Origin of the sequence: Pseudomonas sp. Tn43 (genome assembly GCF_014192635.1) — a bacterium.
Lineage (GTDB): Bacteria > Pseudomonadota > Gammaproteobacteria > Pseudomonadales > Pseudomonadaceae > Aquipseudomonas.
Window position 1 is genome coordinate 264027 of sequence record NZ_JACHYG010000007.1, and the last position, 22361, is coordinate 286387.

At 60.6% G+C, this 22361-nt stretch carries 13 protein-coding genes and 1 pseudogene; 4 read left to right on the forward strand and 10 right to left on the reverse strand.

What is annotated here, in order from left to right; translation table 11 throughout:
* Window positions 1-25: 25 nt before the first annotated feature.
* The 4 genes from FHW68_RS19550 to speB all read right to left on the reverse strand — a co-directional run bounded on the left by FHW68_RS19550 (window position 26) and on the right by speB (window position 4541).
* Window positions 26-1405, reverse strand: a complete 1380-nt coding sequence (locus FHW68_RS19550) for a sodium:solute symporter (protein WP_095632094.1) — start codon at window positions 1403-1405, stop codon at window positions 26-28.
* Window positions 1406-1595: 190 nt separating this feature from the next.
* A complete protein-coding gene (locus FHW68_RS19555) occupies window positions 1596-3107 on the reverse strand; it encodes a cytosine permease (protein ID WP_183682432.1) in 1512 nt (503 codons plus the stop codon).
* Between the two features lie 51 nt (window positions 3108-3158).
* Complete coding sequence (locus tag FHW68_RS19560; protein WP_183682435.1) at window positions 3159-3581, reverse strand: nuclear transport factor 2 family protein; 423 nt, start codon at window positions 3579-3581, stop codon at window positions 3159-3161.
* A 9-nt stretch (window positions 3582-3590) separates the two neighbouring features.
* Window positions 3591-4541 carry an agmatinase gene (gene speB / locus FHW68_RS19565; protein ID WP_095632091.1) on the reverse strand — a complete coding sequence of 317 codons (951 nt, stop codon included), beginning with the start codon at window positions 4539-4541 and terminating at the stop codon, window positions 3591-3593.
* Between the two features lie 361 nt (window positions 4542-4902).
* Between speB and FHW68_RS19570 the strand changes: the two genes are divergently transcribed.
* Both FHW68_RS19570 and FHW68_RS19575 read left to right on the forward strand, forming a co-directional pair.
* The gene (locus tag FHW68_RS19570; protein WP_095632090.1) at window positions 4903-5796 is read left to right on the forward strand and encodes a LysR family transcriptional regulator; all 894 of its coding nucleotides are present in this window, start codon (window positions 4903-4905) and stop codon (window positions 5794-5796) included.
* Window positions 5797-5800: 4 nt separating this feature from the next.
* Window positions 5801-6394, forward strand: a complete 594-nt coding sequence (locus FHW68_RS19575) for a tRNA-uridine aminocarboxypropyltransferase (protein WP_095632089.1) — start codon at window positions 5801-5803, stop codon at window positions 6392-6394.
* Between the two features lie 121 nt (window positions 6395-6515).
* On the opposite strand, the gene FHW68_RS19580 is transcribed toward FHW68_RS19575, so the two are convergent.
* The 3 genes from FHW68_RS19580 to FHW68_RS19590 form a co-directional block, all read right to left on the reverse strand.
* Complete coding sequence (locus FHW68_RS19580) at window positions 6516-7880, reverse strand: HlyD family type I secretion periplasmic adaptor subunit (protein WP_183682438.1); 1365 nt, start codon at window positions 7878-7880, stop codon at window positions 6516-6518.
* A gap of 209 nt (window positions 7881-8089) precedes the next feature.
* Window positions 8090-10249 carry a type I secretion system permease/ATPase gene (locus FHW68_RS19585; RefSeq protein WP_183682440.1) on the reverse strand — a complete coding sequence of 720 codons (2160 nt, stop codon included), beginning with the start codon at window positions 10247-10249 and terminating at the stop codon, window positions 8090-8092.
* 196 nt (window positions 10250-10445) lie between these two features.
* Complete coding sequence (locus tag FHW68_RS19590) at window positions 10446-11804, reverse strand: TolC family outer membrane protein (RefSeq protein ID WP_183682442.1); 1359 nt, start codon at window positions 11802-11804, stop codon at window positions 10446-10448.
* A gap of 590 nt (window positions 11805-12394) precedes the next feature.
* Between FHW68_RS19590 and FHW68_RS19595 the strand changes: the two genes are divergently transcribed.
* Entirely contained in the window at window positions 12395-18772 is a 6378-nt protein-coding gene (locus tag FHW68_RS19595) for a retention module-containing protein (RefSeq protein WP_183682449.1), read from the forward strand.
* Between the two features lie 353 nt (window positions 18773-19125).
* On the opposite strand, the pseudogene FHW68_RS27575 reads toward FHW68_RS19595, so the two are convergent.
* The 3 genes and pseudogenes from FHW68_RS27575 to FHW68_RS19605 form a co-directional block, all read right to left on the reverse strand.
* Window positions 19126-19217: pseudogene (locus FHW68_RS27575) on the reverse strand (histidine kinase); the annotation flags it as partial.
* 269 nt (window positions 19218-19486) lie between these two features.
* Window positions 19487-20539: a HAMP domain-containing sensor histidine kinase gene (locus tag FHW68_RS19600; protein WP_183682452.1), complete on the reverse strand. Its 1053-nt coding sequence runs from the start codon at window positions 20537-20539 to the stop codon at window positions 19487-19489.
* Window positions 20539-21297, reverse strand: coding sequence for a response regulator (locus tag FHW68_RS19605; RefSeq protein ID WP_095632083.1), 759 nt, complete (start codon window positions 21295-21297; stop codon window positions 20539-20541). Before FHW68_RS19605 ends, FHW68_RS19600 begins: the two co-directional genes overlap by 1 nt.
* Before the next feature lie 292 nt (window positions 21298-21589).
* On the opposite strand from FHW68_RS19605, the gene pyrF reads away from it, so the two are divergent.
* Window positions 21590-22288 carry an orotidine-5'-phosphate decarboxylase gene (pyrF, locus tag FHW68_RS19610; RefSeq protein WP_168185078.1) on the forward strand — a complete coding sequence of 233 codons (699 nt, stop codon included), beginning with the start codon at window positions 21590-21592 and terminating at the stop codon, window positions 22286-22288.
* Window positions 22289-22361: the final 73 nt, after the last annotated feature.

A 22361-nucleotide genomic window follows, 5' to 3' on the forward strand; every position in this document is an offset into this window, starting at 1 on the left:
AAAGCATCAAGTCGTTAAGGAAAGCTTAGATCGCGCTTGCTACCACGGCCGGGCGACGGGACAACAAGCTGACCACCACGAAACTCACCAGGCCTACGGCAAGGCTGTAGTAAATCGGGGTGTTGGCGTCCATACCGTCCTTGAACATGAACACCAGCGCGGTGACAAAGCCCAGGGCCATGCTGGTGATCGCGCCGGCCGTCGTGGCGCGTTTCCAGTAAATGGCACCTATCAACGGGATCAGCATGCCGCCCACCAACAAGTTGTAGGCCAGGGTCAGTGCGCTGATCACATCATTGACCACCAGGGCGATGCCCAATACTGCAATGCCGGTCAGCAGGGTAAACAGGCGATTGACGCTCACGTTCGACTGTTTACCGCCGCGCAGTTTCGGCAGCAGGTCTTCGGTCAGGGTGGTGGATGCGGCGAGCAGGCCGGCGCTGGCGGTGGACATCATGGCCGCCAGTGCAGCAGCGATCACCAGGCCGCGGATACCGTCCGGCAGGGACACTTTGACGATGGCGGCAAAGGCATTGTTGACGTTGTCCAGATCCGGAATCAGCACATGAGCAGCCATGCCGATCAGCGCACACACCAGGCCGTAGACAATGCAGTAAATCCCGGCTGATGTACCGGCGTACCTGGCGACTTTTTCGCTTCGTGCGGTGAATACCCGTTGCCAGATATCTTGACCAATCAGGATGCCGAAGAAGTAGATCAGGAAGTAGGTGATGATGGTGTCCCAGCCGATGCTGGTGAAGTTGAAGCTGGCGGCGGGCAATTGGGCAACCAGTTGATCCCAGCCACCGACACGGTACAGACAGATCGGCAGCAACAGGAACATCAGGCCCACGGTCTGGATCCCGAACTGGACGATGTCGGTCAGGGTCAGGGACCACATGCCACCGATGGTCGAGTAGATCACCACCACACCGCCGCCGAGCAGCACCGAGAGCCAGAACGGCAGACCGAAAAGCACTTGCAGCACAGTGCCGATCGCCAGGATCGAGGTCACACCGATCATCAGCGCATAGGCCAGCATGATGGTTGCGCTCGCGGTACGAGCCATTGGGTTGTAGCGTTTTTCCAGCACCTGGGTAACGGTGAATACCTTCAGTTTCAGCAGCGGTTTGGCCAGGAACAGGTTCAGCGCGACGATCCCGCAACCCAGGGCGGCGCACAGCCAGAAACCGGAAATGCCATGAACATAGCCCAGGCGCACGGTGCCGACGGTGGACGCACCACCCAGAACGGTAGCGGCCATGGTGCCCATGTAGAGACCAGGGCCGAGGTTGCGACCGGCGACCAAATAGTCTTCGTGGGTCTTGGCCTTGCGCATGCCGAAGTAGCCGAGCACCAGCATCGCGGCGGCGTAAATGAGAACGACGAATAAATCCAAAGCCATGATGGCGATTCTCCGATTGTCTTTTTTATGGTGAGGCGAAAATCAATCTTTGTGGGAATACCAATTCCTGTGGGAGCGTGGCTTGCCCGCGATGGCTGCGCCGCTGCCCATCAGGCAGACCGCGTCATCGTTCTTCGCGGGCAAGCCTCGCTCCCACAGGTAATGCGTTGACCACAGGTAATCCGGTGAATCAGGCAACTTGACGCATCGCCGGTTTACCGAGCGAATCAGTGCCCTTGCTGCGTGCGTCGGTCGGGCCAAACACTTCCCGCGGTTCCGGGAACAGACTCAGCAGCGTCAGGTACACCACGCAAGCCAGGCCCAGCGTCACCGGCAGGGAGATGTCGATGCCCCCGGCCAGATCGCCCAATACGCCGACAAACTGCCCCGGCAGGTTCACGAAGCACAAACCCACCAGCGCACTTGGGATCCAGGCACCCAGGCCGCGCCAGTTCCAGCCGTGGGTGAACCAGTAACGGCCACCTTTTTCGCCACGGGTGAACACTTGCAGGTCATCCGGGCAATAGAAGCCGCGACGCACCAGCAGGCCGATGATCATGATCACCATCCATGGGGTGGTGCAGGTGATGATCAGCACGGCGAAGGTCGACACGCTCTGCACCAGGTTCGCCGCAAAGCGCCCGATGAAGATGAACGCAATCGACATCACGCCGATCAGCAACGTTGCCTTGACCCGCGACAGCACCCGCGGGAACACGCTGGACATGTCCAGCCCGGTGCCATACAGCGAGGTGGTGCCGGTGGACATGCCGCCAATCACCGCAATCAGGCACACCGGCAGGAAGAACCAGCTCGGCGACACCGCCAGCAGACCGCCGACGTAGTTGTTGGCCGCGATGTAGTCCGGTGCCTTGATCGCCACGATGGTGGCGGTGGCGAGGCCGAACAGGAACGGGATGAAGGTGGCGATCTGCGAGATCACCACGGCGGCCATGATCCGGCGCTTGGAGGTGTCACGCGGGATGTAGCGCGACCAGTCGCCGAGGAACGCGCCGAAGGAAATCGGGTTGCTCATCGCTACCAGTGCCGCGCCGATGAAGGCCGCCCAGAAACCCGGTTGACCGAGGCTCACGCTGCCGGCGTAGTTCACATCGAAAGGACCGGCGAAAGCAAAGATGCCCAACAGGAACAACAGGCTGGCGCTCCACACGGCGATTTTGTTGACCCACAGCAGGAAGCGGAAACCATAGATGCACACCGTCAGAACCAGGATCGCGAACAGACCGTAGGCCAGGCCTAACGTCAGGTCGGTTTCCGGCAGGCCGATCAGGCGTTTCGCGCCACCGATCAACGCATCGCCCGAACTCCACACCGAGAGCGAGAAGAAGGCGATGGCGGTCAGCAGCGACAGGAACGAACCGACGATCCGCCCGTGCACGCCGAAATGCGCACCGGACGACACGGCGTTGTTGGTGCCGTTAAGCGGCCCGAACAAACCCATCGGCGCGAGGATCAGCGAACCCAGCAACACGCCCAGCACAATCGCCCAGACGCCCGCCTGGAAAGACAGGCCAAACAGTACCGGGAAACTGCCGAGCACGGCGGTGGCAAAGGTGTTGGAACCGCCGAAGATCATCCGGAACAAGTCCGTTGGGCCTGCGGTGCGTTCGTTGTCCGGGATCTGTTCGACCCCGTGGGTTTCGATTTGCGTAAGGCTTTGGTCTTTGTTGTTGTTATTCATGATCTGCTCCGATCATAAAGGCGCGCTCATCGTGCGTGAGCGTCACTTTGGCTAAGGGGGTGGCAGCCCTTCCGGCATTGCGGATAAATGTTCGTGGCAGGCCAGCCATAGGCCTTGTTGTTCTTGGCCAGACGCTTGTTTCTTGAAAACAATCGTCTCGCGCTCCTGGCTGAAGTGTTGCTCCCCTTGCATGCGCAGCTCGGTGGCCACGTCATGGATGAAAATTGCCACGTCACCTTGCAGGCTGACGAAGGCGTTGCTCGAGGTGCATGACAGCACCTCGAAGCCATTCTCGGCGCGCCAGCTGTCCCACAACGCCTGATAGGCATCGCGCGACAGCAAGGGCTGCTCGAGGGTGTAGAACACGAAACTGGCGTCGGCGCTGAATGCGCCGAAGTAGGCTTCGCGATCGTTACGGGCAAAGGCTGACACCAGTTCTGCGGCGGCGTTGAGTACCTGATCACGTTCATTCATGACCGATCCTCAGCGATGAACCACGCCCGGCAATGCGCAGAGCATTTCGTACAGCAGGTTGGCGCCCAACAACGAGGTGTTACCGGTGGTGTCGTACGCTGGCGAGACTTCCACCAGATCGCAGCCGACCAGATCGAGGCCTTGGCAGCCGCGCACGATTTCAATCGCCTGAATGGTCGTCAGACCGCCGATTTCCGGGGTGCCAGTGCCGGGTGCCCAGGCCGGGTCGATGCCGTCGATGTCGAAACTCAGGTACACCGGACCGCCGCCGACTTTCTCGCGAACTTCGGCCATCAGCGGCGCCAGGGATTTGTGCCAGCATTCTTCAGCCTGAACCACACGGAAGCCTTGATTACGGCTCCAGTTGAAGTCGTCAGCGGTGTAACCCTGCGCGCGCAGGCCAATTTGCACCACGCGGTCGCAATCCAGAAGACCTTCTTCTACGGCGCGACGGAAGGTGGTGCCGTGGGCGATCTTCTCGCCGAACATGTGATCGTTCACATCGGCGTGCGCATCGATGTGCACCAGGCCGACCTTGCCGTGCTTTTTGTGGATGGCACGCAGAATCGGCAGGGTGATGGTGTGATCGCCGCCGAGGGTCAGGGGGATTACATCGTGTTCCAGGATGTTGTCGTAGGCTTCTTCAATGATCCGCACGGCGTCCAGCAGGTTGAACGTGTTGATCGCCACGTCACCGATGTCGGCAACCGACAGCGAGTCGAACGGCGCGGCGCCGGTGGCCATGTTGTACGGGCGGATCATCACCGATTCCGCACGGATTTCACGCGGACCGAAACGGGTGCCGGGGCGCAGCGATGTGCCGATGTCCAGCGGGATGCCGATAAAGGCCGCGTCCAGGCCGGCGGCGGAGGGCAAATGGGGAAGTCGCAGCATGGTGGCGATGCCGCCGAAGCGCGGCATTTCGTTGCCGCCCAGTGGTTGGTGAAGAATCTTGTCCACGGGTAAGGCCTCATCGTCGTTGTTTTATTTATGTCGGTTGCACGCTCGGGGAGAGACGGGCACCGCTGTGGGCCGATTCTGCGAAATGCAGTGGCCGGGAAGAATCGCTACGGGCAAATACTTAGTTCAGATTTTTCTAAACTAATGGGCGCGGCGGCGATAGACTTGCAGTGCTCATGTAGCAGCTGCCGAGCCTGCGAGGCTGCGTTCGGCTGCGAAGCAGTCGTAGAACCTGAGCACGAGGACTACCTGAAACACCGCGTTGCCTGATTTCACGACTGCTTCGCAGCCGAACGCAGCCTCGCAGGCTCGGCAGCTGCTACAGGCGTCATCGTCTGCGTGTTTTCTGCTGGAGTCCCCCATGGCCAACGCTTTACCCGACCTGAAACTATTGCGCATCTTCGTCAGCGTGGTCCGCCATCAGGGGTTCGCCAACGCCCAGCAAGAGCTCAACCTCTCGACCTCGGCCATCAGCACTTACATGAGCCAGCTCGAAGCAGCCCTGGGCCTGGTGCTTTGCCATCGCGGTCGCGGTGGTTTCAGCCTGACCAGCAAGGGCGAGTTGTTCCATCAGGAAACCCTGCGTCTGTTGGCCGAACTCGAAGGTTTCGAACAATACGCCGCAGCCCTCAAAGGCGAGCTGCGCGGCACCTTGAACCTGGGTGTGATCGACTCCACCGTCAGCGACAAGGCCTTACCCTTTGCCGAGGCCATCGGTGCCTACAGTCAGGAGCACCCGGCGGTGCATTTGCATCTGTCGGTGATGAGCCCTTACGAGCTGCAACTCGGCGTGCAGGACAACCGCCTCGACCTGGCCATTGGCGCCTTTTCCACGCGCATGAGCGGTCTGGTCTACATGCCGCTGTACCGCGAGCAACACTGGCTGTATTGCAGCAGTCGCCATCCGCTGTTCACCGAGCGGCGTATTCCCGAGCAAGTCATCACCCAGCAGCGCATGGTCGGTCGCGGCTATTGGAGCCAGGCCGAACTGGCCCGCCACGGTTTCAAGCACAGCGCGGCGACTGTGGAAAGCATGGAGGCCCAGTTGATTCTGGTGCTGTCCGGCGCTTACATCGGTTACCTGCCGGAGCACTACGCCCAAGCCTGGGCCGACAAAGGGGATTTGCGCGTGTTGCTGCCAGCGACGTTCGGTTATCAGGCTCCGTTCTCGATGATCGTGCGCCGTGGCCGCAGCCGCGAACCGCTGATCCAGACTTTTCGCGATTTGCTCAAAGCACAGCTCAATCAGGTTTGAGAACATGTCCAGAATCCAATGCCCACGCTGCCTGCGTCCACAAACTCACTGCCTGTGCCCGCTGATCCCGAGCCTCGACAGCCGCACCCGGGTGCTGTTGTTGCAACATCCGAGCGAAGTGAACCATGCGCTGAACACCGCGCGGTTGGCAGCATTGGGGTTGAAGAATGCCGAGTTGATTGTTGGCGAAGTGTTCGCGGATTTGCCGGCGCTGTTGAATCAGCCGGGCTATCAGGCGCGGTTGCTGTTTCCTGCCGACGAGGCGCAGCCGTTGCAAACTTACACCACCCATGATGAACCGCTATTGCTGGTGGTCCCGGACGGCACCTGGCGCAAGGCGCGCAAAATGCTGCACCTCAATCCGCTGTTGGCGGCGTTGCCCAGGGTGACATTGGCCGAGGGTGGGGTGTCCCGTTATCGCCTGCGCAAGGCGCCGGGGCCTGGGGCGTTGTCGACGGTGGAGGCGATTGTGCAGGCGTTGCAGACGCTTGAATCACCCGTCAGTTTTGAGCCGTTGTTAAAACCGTTCGAGGCGTTGATCGAGGGGCAGATTGCGGCGATGGGGGAGGAAACCTACCAAAAAAATCACGGGCGATGATCGTTCCCATGCTCTGCGTGGGAATGCATCCAGTGACGCTCTGCGTCACATCCGGAAAGGGACGCGAAGCGTCCCGGGCGACATTCCCACGCGGAGCGTGGGAACGATCACTGATAAGCGATCAACGCTCGCGCATCGCCTCAGTCCGCGCTTTCAACACCGGTTTAAGCAGGTAATCCAGCACACTTTTCTCCCCGGTAATAATGTCCACGGTCGCTATCATTCCCGGAATGATCAGCAACGGTTTCGCATCCCCGCCCAAGTGATTTTTGTCGGTTCTTACCTGTATCAGATAAAAGCTGTTGCCCTTGTCATCGGTGATGGTGTCCGCCCCGATCAGCTCCAGCTTCGCACTCAGCCCGCCGTAAATCGTGTAGTCGTAAGCGCTGAACTTGACCATGGCTTTCTGGCCCGGATGCAGGAAGGCCACGTCTTGTGGCCGGACTTTGGCTTCGATCAGCAGGTTGTCTTCCAGCGGCACGATTTCCACCATGTCGTTGCCCGGCTGGACCACGCCGCCGATGGTGTTGACCTTCAGCATTTTGATGATGCCGTGCACCGGTGACACCACAGTGGTGCGCGTCACCCGGTCGTCGATGGCAATGCTTGAGGCAGTGATTTTCGACAGTTCGGTGCGTTTCTCATTCAGCTCTTTTGCCGCGTCCGAACGGAAGGATTGTTCGGACTCGTCGATCTTGCTTTTGATCTCATTGATGGCCGATTCGGCACGGGGAATCGCCAGGGTCGTGGCGTTCAGCGAGCCACGGATTTCCACCGCGCTGCGTTTGAGTCGCAGGATTTCCACCGGCGAAACCGCACCGGTGCCCACCAGCGGCGCCGACATGTTCATCTCTTGTTGCAGCAGCGCCAGGCTGGAACTGAACTGCCCTTGTTTGGAACGGAACTCCGCCAGTTCTTGAGTTTTCTGCCGAAGTTGTTCGGTCAGCGTGCGCTGCTCGCTGGCCAGTCTGCGCTGACGTTGTTCGTACAGCGAGCGTTCGTCCTCGGCCACTTGCGGCGCCTTGGCGATCACTTCCGCGGACAGCTTGAACGGCCGGCCTTCCGCTTCGGCGGACAGCCGTTCGACTTGTGCGGTCAGCGCATAGCGGTCCGCTTCGCTTTCACCCTTGTTCGACAGAAATCGCGTGTCATCCAGGCGCAGCAAGGTATCGCCCTTGTTCACCATTTGCCCTTCGCGCACGAAGATTTCCGTGACGATGCCCCCCTCCAGGTTCTGGATCACCTGAATCTTGCTTGACGGAATCGCCTTGCCTTCGCCCGTGGTGACTTCCTGCAACACGGCGAACTTCGCCCAGACCAGCGAGGTGACCAGCAGCGCCGCGGCCAGCCACACGGTGATCCGCGACCAGCGCGGCGAATCTTGCAACGAGGCACCAGCGGTTTCCGGCATGAATTCGCTTTCGGCACTTTTGCTGAAACTGCCCAGGTAGCTTCGGGCCGCTGAATCCGGTGTTTGAGCAGACATGGGCGATACCCGTCAGTTAGAGAAATAAAGCCAAACCCAAACCTGTGGCGAGGGAGCTTTGTGGCGAGGGGGCTTGCCCCCGTTGGGTCGCGAAGCGGCCCCAAAGCCATTCACCCCGTTGTATCAGGCCGATCGAGCTAGCAGGTTTACGACTGCTTCGCAGCCGAACGGGGGCAAGCCCCCTCGCCACAGTTCATGTGTCAGTGCCCCTAAACTGTCGCAGAGCCGACACGGCCCTTGCGCAGTGCATCGATGACCGCTTCTTTGGGGCCGTCGGCGACGATTCGCCCGTTGTCCAGCACCACCAACCGGTCCACCAGGCTGAGCATCGAGGTGCGATGAGTGATCAGCAGCAGGGTTTTGCCCTGAATCCAGCCGTGGAGTTTTTTTCGCAGGACGTCTTCGCTGCTGTTGTCCATGGCGCTGGTGGGTTCGTCGAGCAGCATGATCGGCGGGTCGAGCAACAACGCGCGGGCCAGTAACACCGCTTGGCGTTGACCGCCCGACAGCAGCTGACCGCGCTCGCCCACCGGCCGATCGAAGCCCTGGGGATGCTGACGAGCCAGCTCGGTGACGCCGGTCAGTTCAGCGACTTCGAGCATTCGGGCATCGCTGATGTAACGCGCGCCGAGGGTCAGGTTGTCGCGCAGGCTGCCGGCCAGCAATGGCAGGTCGTGGGCGACGTAACCGATCTGTTGACGCAGGTCGGCGACATCCAGTTGCCGCAGGTCCAGGCCATCGAGCAGCACCTGGCCTTCTTCCGGCGTATAGAAACCCATCACCAGCCGCGCCAACGTGCTTTTGCCCGAACCGCTGCGGCCGATGATGCCAACCCGTTCGCCGGGTTTCATGCTGAAGCTGACGTTGGCCAGCGCAGAAGCATTTTGGCCGTTGTAGTGGAACGTCACGCCGCTGACGTCGAGTGCGCCTTGCAGTTGCGTGCGCTCCAATGGCCGCTGTTTGGCGTCACGCTCCTGCGGCAACGACATCAGCGCATCGGTGCTTTTCATGGTCAGTTGCGCTTGCTGATACCGGGTGATCAGCCCGGCGATCTGTCCCAGAGGCGCAAGCACGCGGCTGCCGAGCATGTAGGTCGCCACCAGCGCGCCGACGCTGAGGTTGCCGGCGATGATGCTGTAGACCCCGGCGATGATGGTCGCCATGCCGCACAATTGCTGAATGAACAACGTGCCGTTGGTGGCCAGCGCCGAGAGGTTGCGTGCATGGCTGTCGAGGCGGGTGAGGGCGCCGTGGGTGCTTTCCCATTTGTGCTGGCGTTCGCTTTCGGCGCTGCACGCCTTGAGGGTTTCCAGGCCACCGAGGGTTTCGATCAGCAGGGCCTGGCGTTCGGCGCCAAGGCTCAGACTCTTGTGCACCGTGTCGCGCAGACGCGCCTGAATCACCATGGCAAAAATGATCGTGATGGGGAAAGCCAACAGCGGAATCACTACCAGCCAGCCACCGAGCAGGCCGATCACTACCAGCATCAGCACCGCGAAGGGCAGGTCGATCAGGCTGGTCAGTGTGACGGCAGTGAGAAATTCCCGCAGGCCCTGAAAATCATGAATGCTCTGGGCGAAACCACCGATGGTTGCTGGCCGCGCTTTCATCGCCATGCCGGTGATGCGTTCGAACAAGGTCGCCGAAAGAATCACGTCGGTTTTCTTCCCGGCGGTGTCCAGCAAGTGCGCGCGAACCACCCGCAGCACCAGTTCGAAACCGGTGCCGATCAGCAAGCCGATCGACAGCACCCACAAGGTTGAAGTGGCCTGGTTCGGCACCACCCGGTCGTAGGTCTGCATCACGAACAGCGGCACCATCAGCCCCAGCAGGTTGATCAGAAAACTCGCCAGGATTGCATCGCTGTACAACCACTTCGATAACTTCAAGGTGTCGCGAAACCATGCCTCGACTCGCGGCACCAGCGGTGCGCGCAGGTCTTCGAGTTCATGCCGAGGCCGGGCGAACAAGGCTTGGCCGCTGTAGTTGGCGGCCAGCTCGTCCGTGCTGACCCATTGTTCTCCGCCGTCGGCTTCGCTCGGCAGAATCAGTGCCTGACCGTCATCGCCGAAGCGACGCAGGATCGCGCAGCGGCCATGGTTGAGGATCAGCATCACAGGCAGGTTGAGCGCGCAAATCTCCCCCAGTTCACGGCGCAACACACGCGCCTGCAAACCGGCCCGGGCCGCTGCACGCGGCAGCAGGTCCAGGCTCAAGCGTTGGTGTGCCATTGGCAGCCCGGCACTCAGGCTGGCGCGACTGACCGTCGCGCCATGAAGTTTGCAGAGGATCAACAGACCGTCCAGAAACGGGTCATCGAAGCTCAGACGCGGATCGACGCCAATGTTGCCGGGTTCCATGCTGGTCACTTGATCGCTCCTGTTGAACCGTGGCAATGGATACACATCTCCCTGTAGGAGCTGCCGAAGGCTGCGATCTTTTGATTTTGCTTTTAAAGATCAAGATCAAAAGATCGCAGCCTTCGGCAGCTCCTACGCAGGGTTACATCATTTCAATTCAGGCAAGCGGGGTTACATCATTTCAATTCAGGCAAGCGGGGTTAATTCATTTCAGTTCAGGCAAGCGAGCTTCGTTTTTCACTTCGGTGGTGGCGATCGCATCGGCAGGCAGTACCACCCGTTGTTTGCTCAGCAACTGGCCCATGTTCGCCAGCACGCGGTACATCGAAAATTCCTCGGTGTAGCGCACTTCGGTGTAGCGGCGGTTGGCGTTGTAGAGTTCGTTTTCACTGTCGAGCAAGTCGAGCAAGGTCCGTTGACCCAGGCCGAACTGATCCTGATACGCGGCCCGCACACGGGTGGTGGTTTCGGCGTATTCACGGGCGGTCGGGGTTTGTTTCCTGGCATTGAGCATGGCGTTCCATGCCAGGTGGATGTTCTCGTTGAGCTGGCGCAGAGCGTTGTTGCGGATGTCCAGCGCCTGGTTGATCTGGTGCGCATCGGAAGCCAGCCGCGCCTTGTCGCTGCCGCCACGGAACAGGTTGTAGTTCATCACCACACCCACTCGCCATTGGTTGTCGTGGCCTTCATCGCCCTGAATATTGTTGTTCGCGCCCACCGCAGCTTCAGCGTCAAAGCGTGGGTAGAACGGCGACTTGGCGACCTCGTACTGGCTCTCGGCCGATTGCACATCGGCTTGGGCTGATTTCAGGTACGGGTTATTTTCCACCATGCTCTGCTGGGCTTCCGGCAGGGTGGCGGGCAATTCGCCGCGGGTCGATGGCGGTGCTTCGAGTTCATCTGGCATGCGCCCCACGACGCTGTAGAAATTTGTCTCGGCATCGGCCAGATCGACTTCGGCGGTGTCGAGGTTGTTTTGCGCCAGTGCCCGACGAGCGGTGGACTGGTCGGAGTCGGCGTTGCTGCCGACCCCACGCTGGGTGCGCAAGCCGATCTGATCGTTGACCCGCATGTGCGCTTGCAGGTTGTTCTTGGCCAGGGTCACCAGTTCGCGACGCTTGAGCACTTCGAGGTACACCTCGACGGTGCGCAGGGCAAGATCCTGGGCGGTGCCCTGAGCGTAATAGGCCCGCGAGTTGGCCACGCCTTTGGTGCGCGAGACTTCGTTGGAGGTATTGAAACCGTCGAACAGCATCTGCCGCAGGCGCAGTTCCGATTGGGTGTAGTTGAGGATTTCGGTGTGGTGATCGCCCTGCGCCCGAGTGGTGGTGTTATCGCTGTACCCGCGCCCGTAGCCGGCGTTCAAATCCACCGATGGATAAAAGCCCCCTTTTGCGACTTTAACCTGCTCGTCGGCCGAGAGCCGGGCATCGACCCGCGACGCCAGTTCCGGGTGGGTCGCAATGGTGCTCTGGATCGCCTCGGTCAATGACATCGCCTGAGCCTGAGAAGTGCAGGCCATGGCCAGCAAAATCGCGCTGCAGAGGGGGGTTAAAACGCGCATGAATGCCTCTCCCTGATTCCTGATGGTACTTCGCTGGTTGCCAAATATTTGACGTTATTTTTAAGTGAGACCGTCTCACGCTTGTTACAACAGAGCTAAGAACATCCTGACGCGAAGCTAAGAAGGATTTCTCATAAGGCTTATGCGGAAAAAAACTTATGCGCCCTGAAAAATCCAGCACATTGTTCAATGCGAAAGCCTTTGTTTATGAGCTCTGAGGAGCATCGAAGGGCTTGAAGAAAGTTCAATCCACTTTTCGACACAGAGCGAAGAAGTGCTGGAGAGGAGGAAGGCGAGACGGTTTGAAGGCGACAATTTTTTGTCACTTGAGTGATTCAAAACCGTTACGCATCGTTAGCAGGGCGGTTATTTTGGAAGTGGATCCCGATGCCGTTGATTGCATAGGGTTTTATCCCGATCCAGAAATTCCCCTTGCGAGCGACACGCCTGGCGAAAGTGTCGGGAGGCAGTGGTTTACGTCAGGTAAACGCTTCTCGGCAAACGATCCATCAGGCCAACCTGCTTGAACCATGGGCACGTTCTTCGCGCAAACAGGATGCCGACAGCAGTTGGCAGCGGAGGAAATGCACATGGCAACGCTCATCGGTATCGTCAGTAAAGTCATCGGTCAGGTGTATGCAGTGGCGGGTGATGGCACCCGGCGCAGCCTGGTCGAGGGCGATCGGCTGTTTGCCGGCGAGCAACTGGTCACCGGGGCCGAAGGCGCGGTGGCGGTGCAGTTGAAAAATGGCCAGGAGCTGACTCTGGGGCGTGACAGCAGCTTGCAGATGACGTCCCGATTACTGGCGCATCAGGTTCCGCACGTGGAGACCGCTGATGCGGTGACGCCGAGCCAGGCGCAATTGACCGATGTCGAGCAGCTGCAAAAAGCCATTGCCGCCGGTGCCGACCCGACGCAGACCGGTGAAGCCACCGCCGCCGGGCCGGGCTCGGGCGCGCCAGGTGGATTGGGCGGCGGTCACACTTTTGTGTTGCTGGAAGAAGTGGCTGGCCGGGTCGATCCCACGGTTGGTTTTCCCACCGCGGGCTTCAACGGTATTCCCGAATTTCTCCTGGAACGCCGGGATACCGATCCAGACAACGGCGATAACGGCGATGCACCGAATAACCCGGTCACCCTTATCGGCCTGTCGGCGGCGGAGGGGGAACTGACCCTCAATGAAGCCCACCTGGCGGACGGTTCGGCCAGCAACCCCGGCGCGCTGACTCAACACGGCACCTTCACAATCATTGCCGCTGACGGGCTGACCAGCCTGAACATCGGTGGGATCAACGTGATCAGTGGCGGGGTGCCCGCCGGTTTTCCACAATCGATCACCACTCAACTGGGTAACACCCTGACGATTACCGGCTACAACCCGGCCACTGGCGTAGTGAGTTACAGCTACACACTCGTGGGCAACGAAACCCACTCGGCGGGCGATGGCGCCAACAACCTCAGTGAACAGTTCACCGTGGTCGCAAGTGACAGCAACGGCGATACCGCCACCGGTTCGCTGGACGTCAACATTACGGACGATGTGCCCAAAGCCATTGACGACACCAACGCCAATACCGCCTCGGAAACCTTGCTGACCCTGACCGGCAATGTGCTGCCCAACGACTTCCAGGGTGCCGACCGCATCGCCACGGGCACTGACAGCGGGCCAATTATTGGCGGCACGTTCCACGGGACCTACGGCACCCTGGTGCTCAACCCCAACGGCACGTACACCTACACACTGAACACCAGCGACGCCGACTTCAAAGCGCTGAACGGTGGCGGCAGCGCTACGGAAACCTTCATCTACACCCTGACGGATGCCGACGGCGACACCAGCACCGCGAACCTGGTGCTGGAGATTCACAACGCCGATGACCCAGTGATCATCGGTGGGCTGAATGCCGAAGGCGGCGAGTTGACTGTTTACGAGAAAAACCTCGCTGACGGCAGTGACCCCGATGCACCGGCGCTGACCCGGAGCGGCACGTTCACCATCACGGCGCCAGACGGCGTGCAAAGCCTTCACGTAGGCGCCATCAACGTGGTACTTGGCGGGCTGTCTGCAGACTTCCCGCAATCGTTCGTCACGCCGCTCGGCAATACGCTGACTATCATCGGGTTTGATCGTGCGACCGGCGTGATCACTTATAGCTACACCCTTAACGCTAACGACGTTCACCCGGATGCCAGTGGCGCCGACAGGGTCGCCGGGCAATTTGCGGTCACCATGGTGGACGACAATGGCACCACCGCCCACGGCATTCTCGATGTGAACATTGTCGATGACGTGCCGCAAGCCGTGGACGACAGTAATGCCAACAGCGCCTCGGAAACCCTGCTGACGTTAACCGGCAGCGTGCTGTCCAATGACATCCAGGGTGCCGATCGCATTGCCACCGGCCCCGACAGCGGACCGGTCATCGGCGGCACGTTCAACGGGACTTACGGCACCTTGGTACTCAATGCCAACGGCACCTACACCTATACCTTGAACACCAGCGATGCCGACTTCAAAGCCCTGAACGGTGGTGGCAACGGAACCGAAAATTTCGTCTACACCCTTACCGATTCCGATGGCGATACCAGCACTGCGACCCTGGTGCTGAACATCCATGACAACGATGACCCAGTGACCCTCGAGGGCCTGAACGTCAACGGCGGCGAACTCAACGTTCATGAGCAAAACCTCAGCGACGGCACCAGCCCCAACACACCCGCCTTGACCCAAAGCGGCACCTTCACCGTCACCGCCCCCGACGGTTTGCAAACCCTGACCGTGGGCGGCATCGCGGTGGTCAGCGGTGGCGTGGCCGCAGGCTTCCCGCAATCGGTTGTCACCGCGCTCGGCAATACGCTGACCATCACCGGTTTCAACAGCACCACTGGCGTGGTCAGTTACAGCTACACCCTGACGGATAACGAAACCCATCCGAACGCGGACGGCACCAACAGCCTCACCGAGAACCTCGACGTTGTTGCCATCGACGTCGATGGCAGCACGGCATTGGGTCAGATCAACGTCAACATCATCGATGACTTGCCCACAGCCAATTCTGATTTCGCCACCCTGGCCGAAGGCGCAACGGCCTCGGGCAACGTGCTGAACAATGACGTTGGTGGCGCCGACGGCCCGGCACTCAGTGGTGCGGTGGTTGGCGTGCGCGCCGGCAGCGACACCTCGACTTCGGCCATTGGCGGCTTGAACACGCAAATCAACGGCACCTATGGCTACCTGACGCTGGATGCCAACGGCAATGCCGTGTACCACAGCCACCCCAACTCGGTCGGCGAGCCGGGCGCCACGGATGTGTTCACCTACACGGTGCGTGATGCCGACGGCGATGAAAGCACCACGACCATTACCATCGACGTGTCCAACTGCTCCCTGGTTGTGGTCCCCGATAATGACGTAACGGTGCACGAAAAAGCGCTGGATTTGATCAAGGATGGCCAGGATCTGGCGGCGGGTAGCGTCACCGGCAGCGATCCTGGCAATACCGGTGAAACCGCTTCCGGCACACTGGCCGGCTCCATCACTGGTGCTACTGGCACGATCACTTACACCCTGGTTGGCAGCGCCACCGGGACCTATGGGCAACTCCTGCTCAATCCGGACGGCAGCTACACCTACACCCTGACTTCCGCACCCGCGACCACGCCCTATGCCAACGACGGACCAAATACCCTGAGCGAAAGTTTTACCTACCAGGCCACCGATTCTCTCGGCAACAGCGTCACCAGCACCATCGTGATCAACATCGTCGATGACGTGCCGACTGCTTACTGCGATTCAGTCGCGGTGGTAGAGGGTGGGACCGTCAGCGGTAATGTGCTGGCCAACGATGTACTTGGTGCTGACGGCCCGGCAGTGGGAGGTGCAGTGGTCGGCGTGCGCGCCGGCAGCGACACTTCGACCTCGGCCATCGGCGGTTTGAACACGCAAATCAATGGCACCTACGGCTACCTGACGCTGGATGCCAACGGCAATGCCGTGTACCACAGCCACCCGAACTCGGTCGGCGAACCGGGTGCCACGGATGTGTTTACCTACACCGTGCGCGATGCCGATGGCGATGAAAGCACCACCACGATCACCATCGATGTCCACAACAACTGCCTCGTAACAGACACCGATACTGACGTGACGGTCTACGAAAAAGCCCTGGACTTGACCCAGAACGGCCAGGACCTGGCAGCGGGCACGGTCACTGGCAGCGAACCCGGCAACACCGGTGAAACCGGCTCCGGTACGCTGGTCGGTGCAGTCACTGGCGCCAGTGGCGCGATCACTTACAGCCTGGTCGGCAGCGCCACCGGAACTTACGGGCAAATCCTGCTCAACCCCGACGGCAGCTACACCTACACCCTGACCTCGGCGCCGAAAACTTCGCCCAACGCCAATGACGGGGCGAACACCCTGAACGAAAGCTTCACCTACACCGCCACTGATGCCGTGGGCAACAGCACCACCGGCACCCTTGTGGTCAGCATCGTCGATGACGTGCCCAGCGCCGTCGCCTCCGACCGTTCGGTGCCTGCGGTGCAGATCGATTCCAACGTGCTGTTGGTGATCGACGTGTCCGGGAGCATGGTCGACCCTTCCGGCGTATCGGGGCTGTCGCGACTGGACCTGGCCAAGCAGGCAATCAGTACATTGCTCGACAAATACGACGATTTGGGTGATGTGAAAGTGCAGATCGTCACCTTCAGCAGCAGCGCCACGGAACAGACTTCGGTGTGGGTCGATGTGGCGACCGCCAAGTTGATCATCGCGACGCTGACGGAGGGCGGCGGCACCAACTACGACGCCGCCGTGGCCGCCATGCAAACCGCGTTCAACACCCCCGGCAAACTCACCGGGGCGCAGAACGTCGGCTACTTCTTCTCCGATGGCAAACCCAACGAAGGCGACATCGGCCCTACGGACGAGGCCGCACTCAAAGCCTTCCTCGACGCCAATGACATCAACAACTACGCCATCGGCCTGGGCAGTGGCGTCAGTAACGACAGCCTCGATCCCGTGGCCTATGACGGCAGCACGCACACCGACACCAACGCCGTGCTGGTGACCGATCTCAATCAACTCGACTCGGTACTTTCGGGCACCGTACAAGGTGCGCCGGTCACCGGTTCCTTGCTGGGCGAGGGCGGTACTTTCGGTGCCGATGGCGGCTTCATCAAATCCCTCACGGTTGACGGCACCACCTACACCTATGACCCGAAAGCCAACAGTAATCAGGGGGCGCTGAGTTTCAGCGGTGGCGCCAACCATGGCACCTTCAACACCGCCGATAACACCCTGAGCATTGCCACCAATGACAGCGGAACGCTGCTGGTGAACCTCGACACTGGCGAGTACACCTACCTCTCGCAGAAAACCACGACGGCGATGATCACCGAAAACATCGGCTTCACCGTCAGCGACAACGACGGCGATCTGGCCAGCTCCACGCTGGTGATCAACGTGATTCCGAACACGCCGCCGGTGGCGGTCGATGACCATGTCATCACCAACGTGCTGTCGGGCAGCATTGTGCTGCCGGGCGAACTGCTGCTGGCCAACGACAGCGACGTCAATGGTGACGCGCTTACGGCCTCGCCAACCACCTTCAATACCGGTTGGCTGACCAGGGGCGGGGACTTTACCGGCACCAACCCGAACTTCAGTTTCACCGGAAATAACCAGGCAGTGACCATCGCCCGTAGCGCATTCGTCGCCAACACGGCAGCCATGACCGCGGTGCTGGTGGTCAGCGGGGCATTGGGGGCGGTCAGCAACAACAATACTAACGATGAGGATCAGATCACCGTCAACCTCAAGCAAGGTGAAACCCTTAACCTGGACCACAACCTGGCGGCCGGGCACATCACCTTGGAGTACTCGGTCAACGGCGGGGCTTTCATTGCCATCGCCGACGGCCAGACCATCACCGCTTCGGCGGACGGCACGTACCAGATCCACATCATCAACATCGACGACGGTGGTCCGGGCAACAGCGGCAAGGGGGCGGAAAACTACCAGTTGACCCTGACCGTCAACTACGCCGGAACCCACGACAGCACGCCGGATTTCCACGGCACTTACACCGCCAACGACAACCACGGCGGCAGCGACTCGGCCAATGTGACCATCAGCTATCAGGATGGCCATACGCTGACCGGCACTTCAGGTGACGACGTACTGCTGGCGGGTGCAGGCAACAACGTCATCAATGCCGGCGACGGCAATGACGTGCTCACCGCAGGTGGAGGCAACAACGAAATGCACGGTGGCGCCGGCAATGACTTGCTGTTCAGTGGCACGGGCAATGATCTGCTCGACGGCGGCACCGGCAACGACACTGCGAGCTACGCCCACGCCACTGCCGCGGTCACCGCCGACCTGAACCTGCTCACCGCGCAAAACACCCTTGGCGCAGGCACCGACACCTTGACTGGCATCGAAAACCTTACCGGTTCGAACTTCAACGACAGCCTCATGGGTGACAACACCAGCAACAGAATCAACGGTGGCTTGGGTGACGATGTGCTCAACGGCAGGGATGGCGACGACTTCCTCATCGGTGGCCTGGGCAACAACACCCTCACCGGTGGCAGCGGTGCCGACACCTTCCAGTGGCTCAAAGGCAACAGCGGCCACGACGTCATTACCGACTTCACCCCGGGTACCGACAAACTCGATTTGTCGCAACTGCTGCAAGGGGAAAACGGCACCGCGCAATCGCTGGATGACTACCTGCACTTCACCGTCAGCGGCAGCGGCGCATCGGTCATCACCAGCATCGACGTCAGCGCCATGGCCGGTGCTACGCCGAACCAGACCATCGACCTTGCCGGCGTGAACCTGGCCAGCCACTACGGCGTCACACCGGGAGCGGATGGTGTGATTGCTGGCGGTCACGATACCGCGACCATCATCAACGGCATGCTCAATGACCATTCGTTGAAGGTGGATACGGTGTGAGCTGAAAGTACAAACCCCGCCATTTCTTTGGAAAGAAATGGCGGGCTTTTTGTTGTTTGGGGTTTTGAACGTCAACAGATCGCAGCCTTCGGCAGCTCCTACAGATTCGGTGTTCACCACCCTATCGCGGTTGAGCACAATCGCGCGTAAGAGCTGCCGAAGCTTACGATCTTTTGATCTACCAACCCTGTGCCGCTGAAGCAAAAAAGCCAGGCCCGGATTCAGGTATCCGGCCCTGGTTTTTTGTTGGGGCTTAGGACCTCTTCGCGGGCAAGCCTCGCTCCTACGGGGGGGACGTGGCATCAGTGCCCTGCACATCAGTAAGAGCGAGGCTTGCCCGCGAAGCTTTTGACTCAGGTCGCCTCGTTCAGGTATTTGCCCACGGTCGCCACTTGTCGAGCGAGTACTGCTTGCTCAGGTTGGCGATCATTTTGTTCAAGGCTTCAGCTCTGATCAGCGCATCGGCCAGTTCGGTGCTCGGTGCCTGATCGTGCGGTGGCAGGTCGCCGGTGAGTGCACCGGCTTATGCAGCCTCAAGGGGTGAGTTGTCGGGGGTATGTGGGGTTTGTACCGATGAGTACACACAAATATTGGCCCGGCTCAGATCCTGTGGGAGCGGGCTTGCCCGCGATGAGGCCAGCCTATTCAACATCAATGTTCGCTGTCGGACCGCTATCGCGGGCAAGCCCGCTCTCACAGGGAAGTCGTTGTGGCTTAGAGGCGGGGCAGGCGGATGACGGCGGTTAAACCACCACCGGAAGTTTCTTCCAGACTCAACTGCCCACCCATCCGCTGCGCGGCTTCCCTAGCGATGGTCATGCCTAGACCCACGCCGCCAGAGTTGCGATTACGTGAACCTTCCAGGCGAAAAAACGGTTCGAACACTGCTTCACGTTTATCCGCCGCGATTCCGGGGCCATGGTCGATGACCCGAATGATCAATTCCTCGCGGCTGTCCTCAAGTGTGATCAACGCGTCCCCGGCATAACGCAGGGCGTTGTCCAGCAGATTGTTGATGCACGAGCGCAAGGCCATGGGCTGAACTTGCAACGGGGCGCAATGGCCGCTGGCCTGGACGTTGGCGCCCTGGTCCTGGGCATTTTCGCTCAGGGATTCCACCAGTGCCTGCACGTCCATCCATTGGGGCGCCTCGCTGGTGCGCTGTTCGTGCAGGTAGGTGAGGGTGGAGTCGAGCATGCCGATCATGTCGTCCAGGTCCTGACGCATCTGGCCTTGCAGCTTGTCGTCATCGATCTGTTCCAGCCGCAGCTTGAGCCGCGACAGCGGCGTGCGCAGGTCATGGGACACGGCGCCAAGCATCCGCGAGCGCTGCTGCACCTGTTCAAGAATGCGCTTCTGCATCAGGTTGAAGGTATGCGCCGCTTGCCGCGCTTCCCGTGGCCCCGACTCCTCCAGCGGTGGACTGTCGAGGTTTTCACTCAGGCGCTCGGCGGCGTCGCTCAGGCGTTGAATCGGACGGGTCAGCAGCTTGGCGCCGTACCAGGCGGCGATGATCAGCGAGACAAATTGAAAAGTCAGTGGCACCAGCGGCCCGCCGAACCACGGCTGTGGCGGCCGGTTGCCGAAGCGCGGGGCCGGTGATGGGTGTTGTCCGTCGAAGCGCTCGGAAAATGCCGACGGTGCAGGCGGGGGACGCGGTGGACCGTAATGCCTGAACCAGAAGAACGCCAACAGGTGCGCCAGTATGATCGCCAGCAGCAGCACGCCAAACAGGCGGCCGAACAGCGTATCGAAGCGCGCGGGCATCAGCCGATGTCTCGTGCGTCGAACAGGTAACCTTCGCCGCGAACGGTCTTGATCAGTTGTGGGGCTTTGGGGTCGTCCCCCAGTTTTTGGCGCAGGCGCGAGACGAGCAAGTCGATGCTGCGATCAAAGGCTTCGATCGAGCGACCACGGGCGGCGTCCAGCAGTTGTTCGCGGCTGAGTACCCGGCGCGGACGTTCGATGAACACCCAGAGCAAACGGAATTCGGCATTGGACAGCGGCACCACCAGGCCATCGGCGGCGATCAACTGGCGCAGCACACTGTTCAGGCGCCAGTTGTCGAAGCGAACATTCGCACGCTGTTCGGTGCGGTCGTCGCGCACCCGACGCAGAATGGTCTGAATCCGTGCAACCAGCTCCCGCGGCTCGAATGGCTTGGCCATGTAGTCGTCGGCGCCCAGTTCCAGGCCGATGATCCGGTCGGTGGGTTCGCAGCGGGCGGTGAGCATCAGGATCGGGATGTCCGATTCGGCGCGCAACCAGCGGCACAGCGACAAACCGTCTTCGCCCGGCAGCATCAGGTCGAGCACCACCACGTCAAAATGCTCGGCTTGCAGCGTCTGACGCATGGCGGCGCCGTCGGTGACGCCGCTGGCGCGGATATTGAACCGGGCCAGGTAGTCGATCAACAATTCGCGGATCGGGACGTCATCGTCGACGATCAGGGCGCGAATGCTCCAGCGTTTATCGTCGGCCGGCGCTTTTTGATCGTCGTTCAGAGGTGCTGGGGAGTTGTGCATGCGTGCGTTCATCTGCCAGATAGGCTGCCAACCACAAAGATAGGCGGCGAGGTTGTGACTTCAGCATAGGCGTCCGGCCGTGAGGCGGGAAGTGCTGCAGGACCTGTTGCGGCTGCCGAGGGTAGTGCTGAAGGGTGTTGGGGGCGTGTCGTGTGTGTACCGAACTCGACACAATTGCCGCAGGAGCTAGTCTTGTCTTGGCCGCGACGACGAATTACCGATCATCGGGTCCCCCAGCGGCGCTGGTTCCGCTACAATGCGCGCCGATTTCGACTTGCCTGAGAGCCCACTCATGTCCGCCTGCCAGACGCCTATCATCGTCGCCCTGGATTTCCCTACCCGTGACGCCGCACTGAAGCTGGCCGATCAACTGGACCCGAAGCTGTGCCGGGTCAAAGTCGGTAAAGAACTGTTCACCAGCTGCGCTTCGGAAATCGTCGGCACTTTGCGCGACAAAGGCTTCGAAGTGTTCCTGGACCTCAAGTTCCACGACATTCCAAACACCACCGCCATGGCCGTCAAGGCCGCTGCGGAAATGGGCGTGTGGATGGTCAACGTGCACTGCTCCGGTGGTCTGCGCATGATGGCTGCCTGCCGTGAAGTGCTCGATCAGCGCAGCGGCCCGAAACCGCTGTTGATCGGCGTGACCGTGCTGACCAGCATGGAGCGTGAGGATCTGGCGGGTATCGGTCTGGACATCGAGCCACAGGAGCAAGTGCTGCGCCTGGCCGCGCTGGCGGAAAAAGCCGGGATGGACGGTCTGGTCTGCTCGGCCCTGGAAGCCCGGGCCTTGAAAACCGCGCACCCGTCGCTGCAACTGGTGACCCCGGGGATTCGTCCGGCGGGCAGCGCCCAGGACGATCAACGCCGCATCCTGACCCCGCGTCAGGCGCTGGAGGCCGGTTCCGATTACCTGGTGATCGGCCGTCCGATCAGCCAGGCGGCGGATCCGGCGAAGGCGTTGGCGGCGGTCGTTGCCGAACTCGTCTAAACGCCACTAAACCTGTGGGAGCGGGCTTGCCCGCGATAGCGGTGAATCAGACAACATTGATGTTGACTGACAC